This window comes from Hydrogenophaga sp. (assembly GCF_028698005.1).
Lineage (GTDB): Bacteria > Pseudomonadota > Gammaproteobacteria > Burkholderiales > Burkholderiaceae_C > Hydrogenophaga.
The window spans coordinates 1-19,934 of the sequence record NZ_JAQVEJ010000044.1 but is presented as its reverse complement, the minus strand read 5'-3'; the positions used below and the strand labels follow the sequence as shown (position 1 = coordinate 19,934).

Genomic DNA, 19,934 nt, shown 5'->3' with positions numbered 1-19,934 from the left:
TCCAGCGCGTCCAGCACGGCCTTCAGCCGGCGTCCGGCCTGGGCGATGTCCGCGGGCGCCAAGGGTTCGCTGAGTGCCGTTTCCAGCTCGGCCTTTTCGGCGTTCAGGCTGGCCATGTGCCGCTCGGTCTGCTGCAACTGCTTGCGCAGGGGCTTGAGCCGATCGGCCAGTTGCTGGCGGCGCTGCGCCTCCTGGCGGCGTTGCTCGGCGCTGCCGCGCGGGCTGCCCGTGGGGGCGGGCGGCGACGGGCTGTTGGCGGCGGTGCCCGAACGGGCCTCCTGGCGCAGGGCTTCGCGCGACTGTTTGGCCACGTCGAGCAGGTAGCGCTGGTAGTCGTCGAGGTCGCCGTCGAAGGGGGCGATGCCGCCGCGCGAGACGAGCCAGAACTCGTCGCACACGGCGCGCAGCAACGCGCGGTCGTGGCTGACGAGCATGACGGTGCCGTCGAACTCGTTGAGTGCGACGGCCAGTGCCTCGCGCGTGGCCAGGTCGAGGTGGTTGGTGGGTTCGTCCAGCAGCAGCAGGTTGGGGCGCTGCCAGACGATCATGCAGAGCACCAGCCGGGCCTTCTCGCCGCCGCTCATGCTGCCCACGGCCTGCATCACCTGGTCGCCGCTGAAGTTGAAGCCGCCGAGGAAGTTGCGCAGCGCCTGCTCGCGGGTGTCCTGGCCGCTCAGGCGACCGCCGGCGGTGCACTCGCGCGCGAGCCGGATCATGTGCTGCAGCGGGTTTTCATCCGGGCGCAGCACGTCCAGTTCCTGCTGCGCGAAATAGCCGATGTTCAGACCCTTGCCTTCGGTGATCTGGCCCGCCAGCGGGGCCAGGTCGCGCGCGATGGTCTTCACCACGGTCGATTTGCCCTGGCCGTTGGCACCCAGGATGCCGATGCGCTGGCCGGCCAGCACCGAGCGGGTGACGCCGCGCACGATGGTGACGGGGGCATCCCCTTCGGCGGGTCCGGGGTAGCCGAAGTCCACGTCGCGCAGCGCGAGCATGGGGTTGGGCAGACTGGCCGGCTCGGCAAACTCGAAGCTGAACTCGGCGTCGGCGAGCACCGGTGCGATCTTCTCCATGCGCTCCAGTGCCTTGACGCGGCTCTGTGCCTGCCTGGCCTTGCTGGCCTTGGCCTTGAAGCGGTCGATGAACTTCTGCAGGTGGGCGATCTTTTCCTGCTGCTTGGCGTAACTGGCCTGCTGCAGTGCCATCTGCTCGGCGCGCATTTCCTCGAAGCGGCTGTAGTGGCCGCCGTAGCGCGTCAACCGGGCGTGTTCGATGTGGATCGTGACGTTGGTGACGGCATCGAGGAATTCGCGGTCGTGGCTGATGACCAGCAGCGTACCCTCGTAGCGTTTGAGCCAGCTTTCGAGCCAGACCAGGGCATCCAGGTCCAGGTGGTTGGTGGGCTCATCGAGCAGCAGCAGATCGCTCGGGCACATCAGGGCGCGGGCGAGCTGCAGCCGCATGCGCCAGCCGCCCGAGAAACTGTTGACCGGTTTGTCCAGCTCGTCCGACCGAAAGCCCAGGCCGAGGATCAGTGCCTGGGCGCGTGCCGTGGCATCGTGTTCGCCGGCGTCGTGCAGGTGCATGTAAGCGGTGGCCATGCGCTCGCCGTCGCCCGAGTCCTCGGCCTCGCGCACGGCATGACGGGCCTCCACCAGCCGGCTGTCGCCATCGATGACGAAGCCGGTGGCCGGCTGGTCGGTCTCTGGCATGTCCTGCGCGACCTGGGCCATGCGCCAGTGCGCCGGAATGTGGAAGTCGCCCCGGTCTTCGTGCAGCGTGCCGTCGAGCAGGCGGAACAGGCTGGACTTGCCGGCGCCATTGCGCCCGACCAGGCCGACCTTCTCGCCGGGATTGATGACGCAGGAGGCGCCATCGAGCAGGACCTTCGCACCGCGGCGAAGGACGATGTTCTGGAGGGTGATCATGCGAAAAAGAGGCCCAAGGCTTCGGCGGTGATGAGCAGCACCTGGTCATCGCCCGCGCTGGTGGGCAGCCAGACCGCGGCCAGCCCCGGGAATGCCCGTTCGAAATGCTCGCGCTCGTTGCCGATTTCCAGCACGATGACGCCATGGGGTGAGAGGCGGGCGGGCGCATCGGCGAGAAAGCGCCGGATGAAATCCATGCCATCGGCGCCACCGTCCATGTTGCCCGACAGCGCAATCTCCGGCTCGGCACGGTACTCGGGCGGCAGCGCAGCCATGCTGGTGGCGTTGACGTAGGGCGGGTTGCACAGGATCAGGTCCCAGGGGCCGGGGCAGGCGGCCAGGCCGTCGGACCGGACCAGCGTGATGCGCTCCTGCAAGCCGTGGCGCTGCACATTCAGACGGGCCACGTCCAGGGCATCGGGCGAGATGTCGGCACCGGTCACGCGCACGTCGGGCCAGGCCATGGCGGCCAGTACCGCCAGACTGCCGTTGCCGGTGCACAGGTCCAGCACCTCGCGCGTGTCCTCGGACAGCCAGGCGTCGAAACCACCATCGGCGATCAGCTCGGCGATGAAACTGCGCGGCACGATCACGCGCTCGTCCACGTGGAAGGGCACACCCTGCAGCCAGGCCTCGCCGGTGAGGTAGGCCGCCGGGCGGCGGGTCTCGATGCGGCGGGTGATGAGCTCGTCCACGGCCCGCGCGCCGGCGTCATCGACCTCGGTGGTGGCCAACGCGTCGAGGTCGGCGTCCAGCGGCAGGCCCAGGCGCCAGAGCACGAGCCAGATGGCCTCGTCGCGGGCGTTGCTGGTGCCATGGCCGAAGGCGACGCCGGCGGTGAGCAGGCGGCGCTCGGCGCCGGCGATGAGATCGGCAAGGGTCATGCGTGGGCCAGGTGCTCCAGCACCCGGCGGTAGATGTTCTTCAGCGGCTCGATGTCGGCCACGGCCACGTGCTCGTTGACCTTGTGGATCGTGGCGTTGGGCGGGCCCAGCTCGATGACCTGGGGACAGATGCGGGCGATGAAGCGGCCGTCGCTCGTGCCGCCGGTGGTCGAGAGCTCGGTCTCGAGGCCGGTCTCGGTGCGGATGGCCGCACGGACGGCGTCCACCAGCGTGCCCGGCGTGGTCAGGAAGGGCAGGCCGCCGACCGTCCAGGCCAGTTCGTAGTCCGTCCCGGCCTGCAGGCCATGGCGTGCCAGGATGTCGGACACCCGCTGCTGCAGGCCCTCGGGGGTGGACTCGGTGCAGAAGCGGAAGTTGAAATCCAGCACCACGGTGCCCGGGATCACGTTCGAGGCGCCGGTACCGCCGTGGATGTTGCTGACCTGCCAGCTCGTGGACGGGAAAAAGTCGTTGCCCTGGTCCCAGACGGTGGCAGCCAGTTCGGCCAGGACCGGCGCCAGCATGTGGATGGGGTTGCGCGCCAGTTGCGGGTAGGCGATGTGGCCCTGGATGCCCTTGACCGTGAGCCTGCCGCTCATGGTGCCGCGGCGGCCGTTCTTGATCATGTCGCCGGTGCGCTCGACCGAGGTCGGCTCGCCGACGATGCACCAGTCCAGCCGCTCGCCACGGGCCTGCAGGGCCTCGCAGACCTTGACCGTGCCGTCAATGGCCGGGCCTTCCTCGTCGCTGGTCAGCAGGAAGGCGATGTCAATGGAGGGGTGGGGGTTGGCGCGCACGAATTCCTCGCACGCCACCACCATGGCCGCGAGCGAGGCTTTCATGTCGCTGGCGCCGCGGCCGTACAGGCGCCCGTCGCGGTGGGTGGGTGAGAACGGGTCGCTGTCCCACTGCTCCAGCGGGCCGGTGGGCACCACATCGGTGTGTCCGGCCCACACGAGGGTGGGTTGCTGCCCGGTGCCCCGCCGTGCCCAGAGGTTGGCGACGCGGAAGTCGGCGGGCCCGCTGTCCAGGCGTTCACAGCGAAAACCCAGTGCGCCCAGGCGTTGGGCGATCAGATCGAGACAGCCCGCGTCCAGCGGTGTCACCGACGGCCGTGCGATCAGTTGCTCGGTCAGTTGCAGGGCGTCGGTCATCAGAATTTGACGTCGAGCGTGAACTCGGTAAAGGTGGCGTGGTCGCTGTGGTCTTCTTCCGGCTGCACGGCGGCGCCCGCGCTCTTGGAGGCCTTGGAATCGTTCTGCAGGCGCCACATGAGGTTGTTCGGCGAGTCGGCGTGGGCCAGCCCCTCGTTGCGCGAGATCAGGCCGTCGTGGATCAGGCGTGCCAGATCCTGCTCGAAGGTCTGCGAGCCCTCGGCCAGGGACTTTTCCATGGCTTCGCGCACACCGGAAAAATCGGCCTTCTGGATCAGGTCGGCGATCAGGGCGGTGTTGAGCATCACCTCCATGGCCGGCACGCGGCCGCCGGTGTGGGTGCGCAGCAGACGCTGCGAGACGATGGAGCGCAGCGCCGAGGCCAGATCGCCCAGCAAGGTGGGGCGTACTTCCACCGGATAGAAGGACAGGATGCGGTTGAGCGCCTGGTAGCTGTTGTTGGCGTGCAGTGTGGCCAGGCACAGGTGGCCCGACTGGGCGTAGGCGATGGCGGCGGTCATGGTCTCGCGGTCGCGGATCTCGCCGATCAGGATCACGTCGGGGGCCTGGCGCAGCGCGTTCTTCAGGCCGACCTGGAGCGAGGCCGTGTCGGAGCCGATTTCGCGCTGGTTGACGACCGACTTCTTGTTCCGGAAGACATACTCGATCGGGTCCTCGATGGTCAGGATGTGGCCCGAGGCGTTCGCGTTGCGGTGGTCGATCATGGCCGCCAGCGTGGTCGACTTGCCGGCACCGGTGGCCCCCACCATCAGGACCAGACCGCGCTTCTCCATGGCCAGCCGGGACAGCACCGGTGCCACGTTGAGCGACTCCAGCAGGGGCACGTCCGAGGGGATGTAGCGGACCACCACCGCGTAGCTGCCGCGCTGGCGCAGGGCGCTGACGCGAAAGTTGCCCACGCCCTCCAGGGGCACGCCCATGTTCAGCTCGCCGGTTTCGACCAGTTCCTCCATGCGCGTGGCCGGCACGATCTCGGCCAGCAGGTTGCGTGGCGCCTCCGGTGGCAGCACCTGGCTGTTGATGGGGATGGTCTGGCCGTTGATCTTGATCATCGCCGGCGCATGCGCCGAGAGGTAGATGTCGGATGCCTTTTTGTCGGCCATCAGGCGCAGGATGCGCTCCATCGTTCCGTCGTTCATGTGCGGTCCCTCGTGCGCGCAGGTGGGGGTCTCGGGCGGTGTCGTCAGTCGCGCAGCAGGTCGTTCAGGCTGGTCTTGGCGCGTGTTTGCGCATCGACCGTCTTGACGATGATGGCCGCGTAGGTGCTGTAGTCCTGGCCGGACTTCGTCTTCTTGGGCAGGCTGCCGCTGATGACCACGCTGCCGGCCGGCACACGGCCGTAGCTGATCTCGCCGGTGTCGCGGTTGAAGATGGGGGTGCTCTGGCCGAGGTAGACACCCATGCCGAGCACCGAGTTTTCCTCCACGATCACGCCCTCGACCACTTCGGAGCGGGCGCCGATGAAGCAGTTGTCCTCGATGATGGTGGGGTTGGCCTGCAGGGGTTCGAGCACGCCACCCAGGCCCACACCGCCCGACAGGTGCACGTTCTTGCCCACCTGGGCGCACGAGCCGACGGTGGCCCAGGTATCGACCATGGTGCCTTCATCCACATAGGCACCGATGTTCACGTAGCTGGGCATCAGGATGGCGCCCTTGGCCACGAAACTGCCCCGGCGCGCCACGGCGGGTGGTACCACGCGCACGCCGGCGGCCTTGAGCTCGGCTTCGGACAGGTCGGCAAATTTGACCGGCACCTTGTCATAGAAGGCCAGGTCGCCACCGCGCATGATCTCGTTGTCCCGTAGGCGGAAGGACAGCAGCACGGCCTTCTTGATCCACTGGTGCACGTTCCATTGGCCCACGCCTTCGCGGGTGGCCACGCGCAGCTTGCCGGCATTGAGTTCGGCGATGACGTGCTCAACCGCGTCGGTCACTTCCTTGGGTGCGGTGGCGACCGACAGCTCGGCGCGGTGGTCCCAGGCGTTGTCGATCAGGGTTTGCAGTTGTTGGCTCATGTTGGGTTGGCGGGTGGACGATGAGAGGAAAGGATGAAAAAAGGGGTGTGTCAGCCCGATTGGCGGCAGAAGTCCACGATGCGACGGGCGGCTTCCAGGCACTCGGCGGGTTCGGCCACCAGGGCCATGCGCACACGACCGGCGCCCGGGTTCATGCCGTTCACTTCCCGGGCCAGGTAGCTGCCGGGGAGCACCGTCACATTGTATTGAGCCATCAATTCGCGGGCGAAGGCGACGTCGGCGCTCAGCCCGGGGGTATGGTGGGCAAAGCGAGCCGGCACGCCGGCCCACAGGTAGAAAGAGGCGTCGGGCAGGGCGACGTCCATCACCTCGGCCAGCATCGGGGTGACCTGGGCGAACTTCTCGCGGTACTGGCGCCGGTTGTCCTGCACGTGCGCCTCGTCACCCCAGGCCGCAATGCTGGCGGTCTGCACCACCGGGCTCATGCCACTGCCATGGTAGGTGCGGTAGAGCAAAAAGGGCTTGATCAACGCCGCATCGCCGGCCACGAAACCGCTGCGCAGACCCGGTACGTTGGAGCGCTTGGACAGGCTCGTGAACATCATCAGGTTGCGAAAGTCGCGCCCGAGCCTGGTTGCCGCCTCCAGCCCACCCAGTGGCGGCTCGGGCTGGAAGTAGATCTCGCTGTAGCACTCGTCCGACGCGATCACGAAGCCATAACGGTCGCTGAGTTCGAACAGCATCTTCCACTCGTCCAGCGGCATGACCGCGCCCGTCGGGTTGCCGGGCGAGCAGACGTAGATCATCTGCACCCGCGCCCAGACATCCTCGGGCACGCCGCCCCAGTCGATGGCGAAATTGCGTGCCGGATCGCTGGGCACATAGTAGGGCTGCACACCGCCGAGCAGGGCGGCGCCTTCGTAGATCTGGTAGAACGGATTGGGGAAGGCCAGCAGGGCGCCCGGTTTCGCCGGATCCAGCACGGTCTGTGCAAAGGCGAACAAGGCCTCGCGTGTGCCATTGACGGACAGGACCTCTGTGGCCGGATCGACGGTCACGCCATAGCGGCGCTGCATCCAGTCGGCGCAGGCCTGGCGCAATGCCGGCTCGCCCGCCGTGGCCGGGTAGCCCGACAGGCCGGTGTCGAGCGCGCTGGCCAGTGCTTCCTTGAGCATCTGCGGGGCGGCGTGACGGGGCTCACCGATGCCCAGGCTGATCGGTGTGTAGCCTGGCGCGGGTGTCACATCCTCGAACAGCAGACGCAGGCGCTCGAAGGGGTACGGATGCAGGCTCGAAAGCAATGGATTCATGCGCCCGATTATCAGGGATGTGCCGGTGAGGCCAGCGGGAGCGCGGGGATGTTGATATCCATGCACAATAGCGGCCCACCATGGGATACCGGGCGATACCGGTGCCATCGGGCCGGGGGTGCACACCGGCGGTGAAGGGGGCCGCGCGTGGACGATCAACCCACGCACGCGGTGTCGTGTCGGTGAGGCTCGCGACTGTCTTGCATGAACCATCCGATTTCTCTTGAGCAGGTCCGAACCCTGCCCCAACTGCTGGCCTGGCGAGTGGCGACCACGCCCGACGGCGAGGCTTACCGTGAATTTGACGCCACGCGCCGCGCATGGGTGAGCACCACCTGGTCACAGGCGGCCCAGCGCATTGCCCGGTGGCGCGCCGCACTGCTTGCGCAACCTCTGCCTGTGGGTGCTCGCGTGGCGATCCTGCTGCCCAACAGCCTGGATGCCGTATGCATGGACCAGGCGGTGCTGTCGCTGGGCTGCGTGCCTGTGCCGATGCACGACCTGGACAACCCGGGCAGCATTGCCTACATCCTCGCCGATTGCGAGGCCTCGCTGCTGATCGTCAACAAGCCCGAGCAGTGGGATGCCATCCGGGGCACGGGGGGTGCATGGCCGTCGCTGACACGTGTGGTGCTGCGCCGGGGCGAGTCGGCCGCCGCCGATGGCCGCGTCCAGACCTTGCACGCATGGCTGCAGGCCGGTGAGCTGGCGCGGCCCGTGGCCGAGGGCCGTGAACCGGGGCCGGACCACCTGGCGGCGGTGGTCTACACCTCGGGCACCACCGGCAGGCCCAAGGGGGTGATGCTGACCCATGACAACGTGGTCGCCAACGTCAAGGCGACGCTGGAGCGTGTGCCGGCGTTTCCCGCCGACCGGTTCCTGTCGTTCCTCCCGCTGTCGCACACGCTCGAGCGCACGGCGGGCTACTACCTGCCGATGGCCGCCGGTGCCTGCGTGGCCTTTGCCCGCTCGGTGGCGCAACTGGGCGAGGACCTGAACACCCAGCAGCCGACCGTGCTGATCTCGGTGCCGCGCATCTACGAACGCATTTATGGCCGCATCCAGCAGGCGCTGGCGGGTTCGGCCATGCGTCAGCGGCTGTTCGGGCAGGCGCAGGCCGTGGGCTGGCGGCGCTTCCGCCGTCGCCAGGGCCTGCCGCTCGCGGCAGAAGATGCCCGGGTGCCGGCCTGGCGCGATGCGCTCGCGTGGCCGCTGCTGCAACGCCTGGTGGCCCGGCCGCTGCTGGCACAGTTCGGCGGACGCATCCGGGTGGCCATCAGCGGTGGTGCGCCGCTGTCGGCGGCCATGGCCCGGTGTTTCCTGGGCCTGGGTCTGCCCATCGTGCAGGGCTACGGCCTGACGGAAACGTCTCCCGTGGCGGCCGCCAACGGCCTGGACGACAACGATCCGCAGACGGTCGGCCGCCCGCTCAAGGGGACGGAGATCCGCCTCGGCGAGAACGCCGAGATCCAGATCCGTGGTCCCAGCGTCATGCGTGGCTACTGGAAACGACCCGAGGACACGGCCCAGGTCTTGTCCGACGACGGCTGGTACCGCACCGGTGACCAGGGTGTCTTCGAGCATGGACGCCTGCGCATCCAGGGCCGGCTCAAGGAAATTATCGTCACTTCCATGGGCGAAAAGGTCTCGCCTGCCGACCTGGGACTGTACATCCTGGCCGACAGCCTGTTCGGCCAGGCCTGGGTGGTGGGCGAGGGCCGGCCCTTTATCGCCGCCTTCGTCGTGCTCGACCGCGACGCCTGGACGGCGCTGGCCCGGCATTCGGGCTGGCGCGCGGGGGAGGACGGCAGCGACGACGCGTTGCTGGCCCGCTCCGACGTGCGCGAGGCGCTGCTGGCCCGCATCCGCGCGGCCACGTCCGGTTTTCCCCACTATGCACAGCCGCGCGCCGTGTGGCCGACGCTGACGCCGTGGACGCCGGACAACAGCCTGCTCACGCCAACGCTGAAGCTCAAACGCAACAACCTGGCGGCATATTTCCAGAACGAAATGGAGCGCATCTACCGCCGCTGAGCGGGCATCAGGCCTCAGTTAACATCGCGTTTCACGCCCGCGCCCGGCTGTGTCGCCGGGACGCAGACTTTTCGAACAAAATCAAGGGCTTGCGCCCGCGCGGCGAGAAACAGGGTTCTTCGTGCGTCTGACATCCATCAAGCTCTCGGGCTTCAAGTCCTTTGCCGAACCGACCGCCTTCATGTTGCCGGGGCAACTGGTCGGGGTGGTGGGGCCGAATGGCTGCGGCAAGTCCAACATCATGGACGCGGTGCGCTGGGTGCTGGGCGAGTCCAAGGCGTCCGAGCTGCGTGGCGAGTCCATGCAGGACGTCATCTTCAACGGCACCACCAGCCGCAAGCCGGCCAGCCGCTCCAGTGTCGAGCTGGTGTTCGACAACAGCGATCACCGTGCCGGCGGCCAGTGGAGCCAGTTCACCGAGATCGCCGTCAAGCGTGTGCTCACGCGCGACGGCACCAGCAGCTACTACATCAACAACCAGCCGGTGCGCCGCCGTGACGTGCAGGACGTGTTCCTGGGCACCGGCCTGGGCCCGCGCGCCTACGCCATCATCGGCCAGGGCACCATCAGCCGGATCATCGAATCCCGGCCCGAGGAGTTGCGCCTGTTCCTCGAAGAGGCGGCCGGTGTCTCCAAATACAAGGAGCGCCGGCGCGAGACCGCCAACCGGCTGGCCGATACGCGCGAGAACCTGACGCGGGTCGAGGACATCCTGCGCGAACTCAATGCCAACCTGGAGAAGCTGGAGAAGCAGGCCGAGGTGGCGGCACGCTACCATGACCTGAACGCCGCGGCCACGCTCAAGCAGCACCAGCTCTGGTTCCTCAAGCGCGCCGAGGCCGAGGGCGAGCAGGTTCGCATCAAGACCGAGGCGGCGCGGGCCGTCAACGACCTGGAGTCGCGCATGGCCGACCTGCGGCGTGCCGAGGCCGATCTGGAGACCATCCGCCAGGCGCATTACGCGGCGGGTGATCAGGTCAACCAGGCCCAGGGCAAGCTGTACGAGGCCAGCGCCGAGGTCGGCAAGCTCGAAGCCGAAATCCGCTTTGTGGTCGAGGGACGCCAGCGGGCCGAGCAGCGTTTGCTGCAGTTGCGCGAACAGATCGCGGGCTGGGCAAGCCGGCGCGAAGATGCCGGCACCGAGCTGGAGCAGGTGGCGGCCGCCATGGAGGAGGCGGAGGAGAAGTCCGCCATCCTGGCGGCGCAGGGCGAGGAGCAGACCGGCACGCTGCCGGCACTGGAAGATGCCTTGCGCGCGGCGCAGAACCGTGCCAACGAACAGCGTGCCAGCGTGGCTCAGGTGCAGCAGCAGATCCAGGTGCTGGCCGCCGAGCAGCGCAGCATCGACGAGCAGGTGCGCCAGCTCAATCAGCGGCGCGAGCGTCTGCTGGCCGATCGCAATGCCCTGGGGGCGCCCGACGAGGCGCGCCTGCAGGAGGTGCAGGGCCAGCTCGACGCCGCCAGCGAGGCCGCCGAGCTCGCGGAGGCCGTGTTGCACGAACTGCAGGACGGTGTGCCGCAACTGGATGAACGGCGCCGTGCAGCCCAGCAGGGCGTCAACCAGGAATCGGCCCGGCAAAGCGAGCTGGCGGCCCGGCTCGATGCCCTGCGGGCACTGCAGGACAAGGTCAGGACCGATGGCAAGCTGCAACCCTGGCTGAGCAAGCATGGCCTGGACGGATTGCAGGGATTGTGGAGCCGACTGCACATCGAGGCGGGCTGGGAAAACGCGCTCGAGGCGGCCTTGCGCGAGCGGCTGTCGGCGCTGGAGGTGTCACGCCTGGAGATGGTGCGCGCCTTCGCCAACGATGCGCCGCCGGCCAAGCTGACCTTCTACAGCCCGGCCACGGCGGCCGTGGGCGATCTGGCCGGGCCTGCCGGGCTCAGGCCACTGGTGGACTGGCTGCGCCTGGGCGATGCCGGCCTGCAGGCGCTGCTGGCCGATTGGCTGCACGGGTGCTTCACCGCCGGCAGCCTTGACGAGGCCCTGGCCCAGCGTGCGCAGTTGCAGCCCGGCCAGGCCATTTACGTGGCCAGCGGCCATGCGGTCTCGGCCCACGGCGTCAGCTTCTACGCACCCGACAGCGAGCAATCGGGCATGCTGGCGCGTGCCCAGGAAATCGACCATCTGGACAAGCAGCTCAGGGCCCAGGTGCTGATCGCCGAGCAGGCCAGGGCGGATCTGGTGCGTGCCGAGGCGGCCTACACCGATGCCTCGCAGCGCCTGGTGGCGGCACGGCGCGAATCGGGCGAGGCGCGCAGCCGTGCGCACGAATTGCAGGTCGAGGCGCTGCGCCTGACCCAGATGGCCGAACAGACCCGCGTGCGCGGCGAGCAGATCGGCGCCGATCTGGCCGAGGTTGAGGGCCAGCTCGAAGAGTTGCAGGAGCGACGCGTCACGGCCGAGGCACGCTTCGAGGAACTGGACATGCAACTGGCCGACAGCCAGGAGCGCCATGCCCAGCTCGACGACCAGGTGATCGAGGCGGAGCGGAAACTGGGGCAGGCGCGCGAGCAGCAGCGCGCGCTGGAGCGCACCGCCCAGGAGGCGGCCTTCGCCCTGCGCACCCTGCAGGCCCGTCAGGCCGAGCTGCGCCGCTCGATCGACACCGCGGCCGCCCAGGAGCAGACCCTGGCGCAGGAGCAGGTCGTGGCGGCCGAAGAACTGGCCCGCCTGACCGATGCGACGGCACAGGCCGGTCTGCAGGCGGCGCTGGCCGCCAAGCTGGAGCGCGAGCAGGCGCTGGCGGCGCTGCGCAGCCAGTACGATGACCTGACACAGAAGTTGCGAGCGATGGACGAACGCCGCCTGCAACTCGAACGCGAACTGGAGCCGCTGCGCCAGCGCATCACCGATTTCCAGCTCAAGGAGCAGGCCGCACGGCTGGGCATGGAGCAGTACGGCCAGCAACTGGCCGAGGCCCAGGCCGATCTGGCCGTCGTCGCGCAGAGCATCACCGAAGGCAACGTGCGGCTGGCCGGCCTGCAGGGCGAGATCGACCGCCTGCACCGCGACATCCAGTCGCTGGGCGCCGTCAACCTGGCGGCTCTGGACGAGCTGAGTGCCGCACGCGAGCGCAAGACCTTCCTCGACGCCCAGTCCCAGGACCTGAACGAGGCCATCGACACCCTGGAAGACGCGATCCGCAGAATCGACAACGAGACGCGCGAACTGCTGGGCAACACCTTCGAGACCGTCAACGGCCATTTCGGCACCATGTTCCCCGAGCTGTTTGGCGGCGGCAACGCCAAGCTGGTCATGACCGGCGAGGAAATCCTCGACGCCGGCGTGCAGGTCATGGCCCAGCCGCCCGGCAAGAAGAACCAGACCATCCACCTGCTCTCGGGCGGCGAGAAGGCGCTCACGGCCATCGCGCTGGTGTTCGCGATCTTCCAGCTCAATCCGGCACCGTTCTGCCTGCTCGATGAGGTGGACGCGCCGCTGGACGACGCGAACACCGAGCGCTATGCCCGGCTGGTCACCAAGATGAGCCGCCAGGGCACGCAGTTCCTGTTCATCAGCCACAACAAGATTGCCATGGAGATGGCCGAACAGCTCATCGGCGTGACGATGCAGGAGCAGGGCGTTTCGCGCATCGTGGCGGTGGACATGGAGTCCGCCGCCGGCATGATGGAGCCCTCCTGACCGGTCAGACACGCACGCACATTCAAGCAAACCATGAGCACATTGCAACTGAGCCTGGCGATCATCGGCGGCCTCGTTCTGGCCGGCGTCGTGGCCTACAACGCCTGGGTCACACGGCGCAGCACGCCGCGCACGGCGCGCGAGAGCGAGCCACTCACGCGCGAAACCGAGCCGTCCCTGGGAGCAGCGGGCAGCGCCCTGTCGCCGGAGGCCGCCACCCACCCCGACCGGGTGGAGCCGGTGTTGGGAGACCCGTTGAGCGACGCGCCGGCCGATCCGCTGGGGGCCGATCCTCGGGTGCACGCCGACGATGTCATGCCGCCGGCCGGCGGCGACGCGCTGCCCCCGGGTGGTGCCGGCGGTGATGTCCGGCCGCCGCAGGCCGTGGTGACACTCAGCCACGCCGTGCACGTGCCCGAGCGGCGCCCCAGCCTGGATGCGCTGATCGACGTCATCGCGCCGCTGTCGCTCGACGCGCCGGTGTCGGGCGAGGCGGTGCTGGCCGCGCTGCCGGCCACGCGACGGGTGGGCAGCAAGCCGTTTGCGGTGGAAGGCCAGAGCGAGGCCGGTGGCGAGTGGGAAGCGCCGCGGGTGGGGCAGCGCTATGTGGCGCTGCAGGCCGGCGTGCAACTGGCCAACCGCTCGGGGGCACTCAACGAGATCGAGTTCTCGGAATTCGTGATGAAGGCCCAGGCCTTCGCCGATGCGGTGGGTGCTGCGGCGGATTTCCCCGACATGCTGGCCGAGGTGGCGCGTGCGCGCGAGCTCGATGGCTTTGCCAGCGGGCACGATGCCCAGTTGGGGTTCATGGTGCGGGCCCGTCGCGCCGCCTGGAGCCCCGGTTACGTGGCACAGCACGCCAGCCGCCTGGGTTTCGTGGTGGGCGCATTGCCTGGCCGTATGGTGCTGCCCGCCAGCCAGCCTGGGCGGGTGCCCATCCTCAGCCTGGTCTACGATGCCCAGGCCGCCATGGCCGACGACCCCGAACAAAGCGCGCTGCGCGAGGTGGCGCTGTCGCTGGAGGTCACGCACGTGCCGCGTGATGAGCAGCCCTTCACGCGCCTGCGTCAGGTGGCTTCGGCGCTGGCCGAGGCGATGGATGGCGTGGTCACCGACGATGCCGGCCGGCCACTGGGCCCCGACGTGATGGACAGCATCGGCGCCGATCTGGACAACCTGTACGACGCGCTGGACGCGCGCGACCTGGCGGCCGGCTCGCCGCAGGCACGCCGGCTCTTCTCATGACCGGGGACCTGTTCGACGGGCTGGAGCCGCCACCGCCCGGCTCACCCGAGGCGCGCGCCGCCGAGCTGCGCCGCCTGCTGCATTACCACGCACACCGCTACTACGTGCTCGATGCACCGGAGATCCCGGACGCCGAGTACGACCGCCTGTTCCAGGAGCTCCAGGCCATCGAGGGCGAGCACCCCGAGTTGCGCACGCCGGACAGCCCGACGCAGCGCGTCATCGGCCAGGTGCTCGACGGTCTGATGCCCGTGCGCCACGCCGTGCCCATGCTCTCGATCCAGACCGAGACCGACACCACGGCGGAGGGCGCCATCGCCTTCGATGCCCGCGTGCGGCGCGAACTGGGGCTGGCGCCCGATGAACCGCCGGTCGAGTATGCGGCCGAGCTGAAGTTCGATGGCCTGGCCATCAACCTGCGCTACGAGCGCGGCGTGCTGGTGCAGGCGGCCACGCGCGGCGATGGCGAGACCGGCGAGGACGTGACGCAGAACATCCGCACCATCGCGCAGATCCCCCTGCGTCTGCAGGGTGTCGAGGCCGAGGTGATCGAGGTGCGCGGCGAGGTCTACATGAAGCGCTCGGCCTTCGAGCGGCTGAACGAACGCCAGCGCGAGAAGGGCGAAAAAACCTACGTCAACCCGCGCAACACCGCCGCCGGTGCCGTGCGTCAGCTCGATCCGGCCGTGACGGCGCAGCGCCCGCTCAGTTTCTACGCCTATGGCCTGGGTGAGGTGCGCGGCTGGGAGGTACCGGGCACCCACGGCGCGATGCTCGATGCCTTCATTGGCATGGGCCTGCCGGTCTGCGCGCACCGCACCGTGACGCGCGGGGCGCAGGGACTGGTGGCCTTCCATGAGGCGATGAGCCGCCTGCGCGACAGCCTGGACTTCGACATCGACGGCATCGTCTACAAGGTCAACAGCGTCGCGCTGCAGCGGCAACTGGGCTTCAAGACGCGCGAGCCGCGCTGGGCCGTGGCCCACAAGTACCCGGCGCAGGAGCAGATGACGCGCCTGAACGCCATCGAGATCCAGGTGGGCCGCACCGGCAAGCTGACGCCGGTCGCCAAGCTCGAACCCGTGTTCGTGGGTGGCACCACCGTCAGCAACGCCACCTTGCACAACCTGTTCGAGATGCGCCGCAAGGGTGTGCGCGTGGGCGACACGGTCATCGTGCGCCGCGCCGGCGACGTGATCCCCGAGGTGGTGGGACGCGTGCCGGGACCGCGCCCGGGCTATGTGCCGAATTTCCGCATGCCGGCCACTTGCCCGATCTGCGGCAGCACCGTCGTGCGCGAAAAGGGCGGCATCGACCACCGTTGCTCGGGCGGCCTGTTCTGCGCCGCGCAGCGCAAGCAGGCGCTGCTGCATTTCGCCAGCCGGCGCGCCATGGACATTGAGGGGCTGGGCGAAAAACTGGTTGACCAGCTCGTTGACGGCGGCCTGATCCGCACGCTGCCGGAACTCTATACCCTGGGCGTGGCCAAGCTCGCCGCACTGGATCGCATGGCCGACAAGAGCGCCCAGAACCTGGTGTCGGCACTGGAAAAGAGCAAGAAGACCACGCTCGCGCGCTTTCTTTTCGCGCTGGGCATCCGCCACGTGGGCGAGGCCACGGCCAAGGACCTGGCCCGGCATTTCGGCACGCTCGACCGCATCATGGATGCCGGTGTCGAGCAACTGCTGGAGGTGCCGGATGTCGGCCCCGTGGTGGCGCAAAGCCTGCACACGTTCTTTCAGCAGCCGCACAACCGCGAGGTGGTGGAGCAGTTGCGGGCGGCGGGTGTCCACTGGGAAGAGGGCGAACCCGCGCCGAAGGCCAGCCTGGCGCTGGCGGGCAAGACCTTCGTGCTGACCGGCACCTTCCCCACCCTCCGGCGCGAGCAGGCCAAGGAGATGCTGGAGGCCGCCGGCGCCAAGGTGGCCGGCTCGGTCAGCAAGAAGACCGACTACGTGGTGGCCGGCGAGGAGGCGGGCAGCAAGCTGGACAAGGCGCGCGAACTGGGCATCGCCGTGATCGACGAGGCGGGCATGCTGGCGCTGCTGGCCGGCTGAGGCCTCCCGCGCTTACTTGAACTTGTAGTAGTCCCGGTTGAGCACCGCGGCGATCGCCGTGACCTCTTCGGGGAACAGCCCGAAATTGAACTTGGTATTGCAGCCCTCGACCATGCCGCGCAGCAGGCCCGGCGTGTTGATGCGGCCCTTGGGGTTGTAGATGGCGCTGCCATCGCCGCCCACGGTCCGGATGTGGCACTGGGCGCACTGGTGCTCGGCGATGAGGTCTTCGCCCAGCGCCAGATCGGCATCCTGGAAGATCGCGGCGCCCTGAGCGCGTGCGCTGCTTGACCAGCAGACCGCTCCGAGCAGGAGGGCCAGCAGGCCGCTTTGCAGGATGCGAGGATGGGGCTGCGCCCGAAGCGTTGGCGTCAACATGGTGGCCTCCACGGGGTGAGGGGTGGGGAGCGCGCTGTGCCAGGGCGACGTCCCTCATGGCGTCGCTCTTGTACCTGGGCGGGTATGGGAGCGACTCTACATCGTGGACAATTGTGCGCCAACCGGGTTCGTCCGGATACCCACCCCGTTTTACCTGTCCATGACCGTCCAGCCGATCCTCAAGATGGGCGATGCGCGACTGCTGCGCGTTGCCCGGCCTGTCACGGCCTTCGATACCCCCGAACTGCGCCGTCTGGTGGCCGACATGGAAGCCACCATGGTGGCCGCCAATGGGGCGGGGCTGGCGGCACCGCAGATCGGCGTAGACTTGCAGGTGGTCATTTTCGGCACCGGCGCACCCAATCCGCGCTATCCCGAGGCCCCTGTGGTCCCGAAGACCGTGCTGGTCAATCCGGTGATCACACCCTTGGGCCGTGAAGAGGAGGAGGGTTGGGAAGGCTGTCTGTCGGTGCCGGGGCTGCGCGGCGTCGTGCCGCGCTGGCGGCACATCCGCTACCAGGGCTTCGATTTGCAGGGCCAGCCCATTGACCGCGAGGTGGAAGGTTTTCACGCGCGCGTGGTGCAGCACGAATGCGATCACCTGCAGGGCGTCCTGTACCCGATGCGCGTGCGCGATTTCTCCCGGTTCGGCTTCACCGATGTGCTGTTTCCGGGGCTTGACGCAGAGGACGACTGAATTGAGAGCCGACAAGCCCACCCATGCCGTGCTGGCCGTTGCCTTGCTGGTGCTGGCCGGCTGCGCGGGCACGCCAGCCCGTTATCCGCAGGAGCTGGCCGCACAGGAGCAGGCGCTGGCACCGCGCTGGTACGCACCCCCTCTGCCCCATGATGGGAAGACGACCGAGCTGACGCAGTGGTGGCAGCGCTGGGCCGACCCGGTGCTGGCGGACCTGATTGCGGGCGCCCAGGAACTCGGCCCGTCCATCGCGGCGGCGCGGGCCCAGGTCGAGGCCGCCAGGGCGGCGGTCGCCGGTGTCGAGGTGGCGGGCCGCCCGCAGGTGTCCGCCGTGGCCAATGCGGTGCGCGAGCCGAGTATCGAGCTGCCCCTGGGAACGACCCTGAGCGCGGGCTTGCAGGCCTCGTGGACGGTGGATCTGTGGGGCGGCAACGCGGCCTCGGTGCGCGCCGCGCGCGCCGACGAGGCGTCGGCCGGTGCCGGCTGGCATGCGGCCCGCGTGCTGGTGGCGGCGGAAACCGCACAGGCGTATTACGGCTATCGCCTCTGCTTGCGGCAACTGGCGGTGGTGACCGATGACCGCGCGTCGCGCGAGCGCACGGCGCGCAGCAACGACATCACCGAACAGGCTGGTTTCACGGCGCCGGCGGTGGCGGCGCTGGCTCGGGCGAGCGCCGCCGATGGCCGCAACCGCCAGGCGCAGCAGCAGGCCGTGTGCGAGCAGCAGCTCAAGGGCCTGGTGGCCCTGACGGGCATGTCCGAGCCGCAGCTGCGGCAGCAACTGTCCGAGGCGCCGCCGCTACCCGGACATGGTGCACTGCAGTCGATGCTGTCGGTGCGTGCACTGCCGGCCGATGTCATCCGCCAGCGGCCCGACGTGTACCGCGCGCAGCAGGATCTGATGGCTGCCGCCGAAGGCGTCCATGTGTCCCAGGCGGCGCTGTGGCCATCGCTCAGCCTCTCGGGCAATGTGATGCGCAACCGGTTCTCCGGCGGTGGCACGGACATCACGCTGAACTCGTGGTCGGTCGGGCCGTTCACGCTGAGCCTGCCGCTGCTCGGGCGCGAGGGCCTGCGGGCGCAGGCCAGTGCGGCCGAGGCACGTTACGAGGCCGCGGCACGTGCATACGCGGCGACCCTGCGCCAGGCCGTGGCCGAGGTCGAGCAATCGCTGGTGGCACAGTCCTCGCTGGCCGCGCGCGTGGAAGCCACGGCAACCGCCGTCGACGGCTATGACCGCTCGCTGCGCGCCACCGAGGCGCGCTACCGTGTGGGCCTGGCCAATCTGAACGAACTTGAAGAAGCCCGCCGCCTGAAGCTGGCCGCCGACAGTGCGTCGGTGGCGCTGCTGCAGGAGCGCATCCAGGCCTGGATTGCCCTGTACGTGGCCCTTGGCGGCGGTTTCGATCCCCGGCAAGCCCTTTCCCAGGAATGACACGCATGAAGCGCGAGATGAACCCGATTCGCATGGCCGGCAAAGCCTGGCCCTGGCTGGTGGCGGTGCTGGTGGTCCTGGCATTGACCGTGTGGTTCACGGTCGGCCGACAGACCGGGGAAGAGGTGCCGGTGGCGGCCAGTGGCGACGCAGCCAATGGCGCGGGCGAGTTGCGGCCGGCGCTGACGGTGAGCGTGGCGAAACCGGAGCCACGCGAGCTGGAAGTGACACTGGAGGCCAATGGCAGCATCGCGGCGTGGCAGGAAGCCAGCGTGGGCGCCGAGCTGTCCGGCTTGCGGCTGCAGGCGGTGAACGTGAACGTGGGCGACACCGTGCGCAAGGGCCAGGTGCTGGCCGTGCTGGCGGGCGAGACGACACAGGCCGAAAGCCTGCAGGCCAAGGCGGCGCTGGCGCAGGCCGAGGCCGCGTACGAGAACGCCAAGTCCGATGCCGACCGGGCACGGGCCATCCAGGACAGCGGAGCCCTCTCGCAGTCGCAGATTGCCCAGTACATGACGCAGGAGCGGGTGGCGCAGGCCCAGCTCGAAGCGGCACGGGCCGCCTATGCGGCGACGCAGGTGCGGCTGGCCAGCACCGAGGTGAAGTCGCCCGACGACGGGATCATCTCGGCCCGCCCGGCGACGGTTGGCGCGGTGGTCGGGGCCGGCCAGGAACTGTTCCGGCTGGTGCGCCAGGGGCGCCTCGAATGGCGTGCCGAGGTCACGGCCACCGAAGTCGAACGCATTGACGTGGGCGCCAAGGCACGCCTGACCTCGGCCAGCGGCCAGCAGGTGGAAGGGGCGGTACGCGCCATCGCGCCGACCGCCGATCCGCTCACGCGCAATGTGCTGGTCTACGTCGATCTGCCACGCGGCACACCACTGAAGGCGGGCAGCTACGCGCGGGGTCTCTTCAGCCAGGGCCAAACCACGGCGTTGACGGTGCCGGCGCAGGCCGTGGTCGTGCGCGACGGCCACAGCTACGTGTTCGTGATCGGCCCCGACGACAAGGCCGAGGCCCGGCGCATCACCACCGGCCGGCGCGTTGGCGACCGGGTGGAAGCGGTGGACGGGCTCGAACCCGGCGACCGGGTCGCCGTGCAGGGTGCCGGCTTCCTGAACGAGGGTGACCTGGTCAAGGTCGCAGACTGAGAGATCGGAAGAGCGG

14 protein-coding genes are annotated in these 19,934 nt (G+C 68.9%); 7 read left to right on the top strand and 7 right to left on the bottom strand.

Going from position 1 to position 19,934, the window contains the following annotated elements; translation table 11 throughout:
• The 6 genes from PHQ87_RS06745 to dapC form a co-directional block, all read right to left on the bottom strand.
• The coding region (locus tag PHQ87_RS06745; protein WP_300232368.1) for an ATP-binding cassette domain-containing protein at positions 1–1,928 on the bottom strand (1,928 nt) is incomplete at its 3' end.
• Positions 1,925–2,812, bottom strand: coding sequence for a 50S ribosomal protein L3 N(5)-glutamine methyltransferase (gene prmB / locus PHQ87_RS06740; protein WP_300232366.1), 888 nt, complete (start codon positions 2,810–2,812; stop codon positions 1,925–1,927). The genes PHQ87_RS06745 and prmB, both read right to left, overlap by 4 nt.
• The gene (gene dapE, locus PHQ87_RS06735; RefSeq protein ID WP_300232363.1) at positions 2,809–3,966 is read right to left on the bottom strand and encodes a succinyl-diaminopimelate desuccinylase; all 1,158 of its coding nucleotides are present in this window, start codon (positions 3,964–3,966) and stop codon (positions 2,809–2,811) included. The genes prmB and dapE overlap by 4 nt, the downstream gene beginning before the upstream one ends.
• A complete protein-coding gene (locus PHQ87_RS06730) occupies positions 3,966–5,126 on the bottom strand; it encodes a PilT/PilU family type 4a pilus ATPase (protein WP_300232360.1) in 1,161 nt (386 codons plus the stop codon). The genes dapE and PHQ87_RS06730 overlap by 1 nt, the downstream gene beginning before the upstream one ends.
• Positions 5,127–5,170: 44 nt before the next feature.
• Positions 5,171–6,004 (bottom strand): 2,3,4,5-tetrahydropyridine-2,6-dicarboxylate N-succinyltransferase, encoded by an 834-nt coding sequence (dapD, locus tag PHQ87_RS06725; RefSeq protein WP_300232358.1) that lies wholly within the window; start codon positions 6,002–6,004, stop codon positions 5,171–5,173.
• Positions 6,005–6,054: 50 nt separating this feature from the next.
• A complete protein-coding gene (dapC, locus tag PHQ87_RS06720; protein WP_300232356.1) occupies positions 6,055–7,275 on the bottom strand; it encodes a succinyldiaminopimelate transaminase in 1,221 nt (406 codons plus the stop codon).
• 204 nt (positions 7,276–7,479) lie between these two features.
• On the opposite strand from dapC, the gene PHQ87_RS06715 reads away from it, so the two are divergent.
• The 4 genes from PHQ87_RS06715 to ligA all read left to right on the top strand — a co-directional run bounded on the left by PHQ87_RS06715 (position 7,480) and on the right by ligA (position 16,257).
• Positions 7,480–9,309 carry a long-chain fatty acid--CoA ligase gene (locus PHQ87_RS06715; RefSeq protein WP_300232354.1) on the top strand — a complete coding sequence of 610 codons (1,830 nt, stop codon included), beginning with the start codon at positions 7,480–7,482 and terminating at the stop codon, positions 9,307–9,309.
• A 121-nt stretch (positions 9,310–9,430) separates the two neighbouring features.
• Positions 9,431–12,955, top strand: coding sequence for a chromosome segregation protein SMC (gene smc, locus PHQ87_RS06710; protein WP_300232353.1), 3,525 nt, complete (start codon positions 9,431–9,433; stop codon positions 12,953–12,955).
• A 33-nt stretch (positions 12,956–12,988) separates the two neighbouring features.
• Positions 12,989–14,200: a cell division protein ZipA C-terminal FtsZ-binding domain-containing protein gene (locus PHQ87_RS06705; RefSeq protein ID WP_300232351.1), complete on the top strand. Its 1,212-nt coding sequence runs from the start codon at positions 12,989–12,991 to the stop codon at positions 14,198–14,200.
• The gene (gene ligA, locus PHQ87_RS06700) at positions 14,197–16,257 is read left to right on the top strand and encodes an NAD-dependent DNA ligase LigA (protein ID WP_300232349.1); all 2,061 of its coding nucleotides are present in this window, start codon (positions 14,197–14,199) and stop codon (positions 16,255–16,257) included. The genes PHQ87_RS06705 and ligA overlap by 4 nt, the downstream gene beginning before the upstream one ends.
• Positions 16,258–16,269: 12 nt before the next feature.
• Here ligA and PHQ87_RS06695 read toward each other — a convergent pair whose 3' ends face one another.
• Entirely contained in the window at positions 16,270–16,635 is a 366-nt protein-coding gene (locus tag PHQ87_RS06695; protein WP_300232347.1) for a hypothetical protein, read from the bottom strand.
• 160 nt (positions 16,636–16,795) lie between these two features.
• On the opposite strand from PHQ87_RS06695, the gene def reads away from it, so the two are divergent.
• The 3 genes from def to PHQ87_RS06680 are packed head-to-tail and all read left to right on the top strand — an operon-like array spanning position 16,796 to position 19,918.
• Positions 16,796–17,332: a peptide deformylase gene (gene def, locus PHQ87_RS06690; protein ID WP_300232345.1), complete on the top strand. Its 537-nt coding sequence runs from the start codon at positions 16,796–16,798 to the stop codon at positions 17,330–17,332.
• A gap of 1 nt (position 17,333) precedes the next feature.
• Positions 17,334–18,767: an efflux transporter outer membrane subunit gene (locus PHQ87_RS06685; RefSeq protein WP_300232343.1), complete on the top strand. Its 1,434-nt coding sequence runs from the start codon at positions 17,334–17,336 to the stop codon at positions 18,765–18,767.
• 5 nt (positions 18,768–18,772) lie between these two features.
• Positions 18,773–19,918 (top strand): efflux RND transporter periplasmic adaptor subunit, encoded by a 1,146-nt coding sequence (locus PHQ87_RS06680; RefSeq protein ID WP_300232340.1) that lies wholly within the window; start codon positions 18,773–18,775, stop codon positions 19,916–19,918.
• Positions 19,919–19,934: the final 16 nt, after the last annotated feature.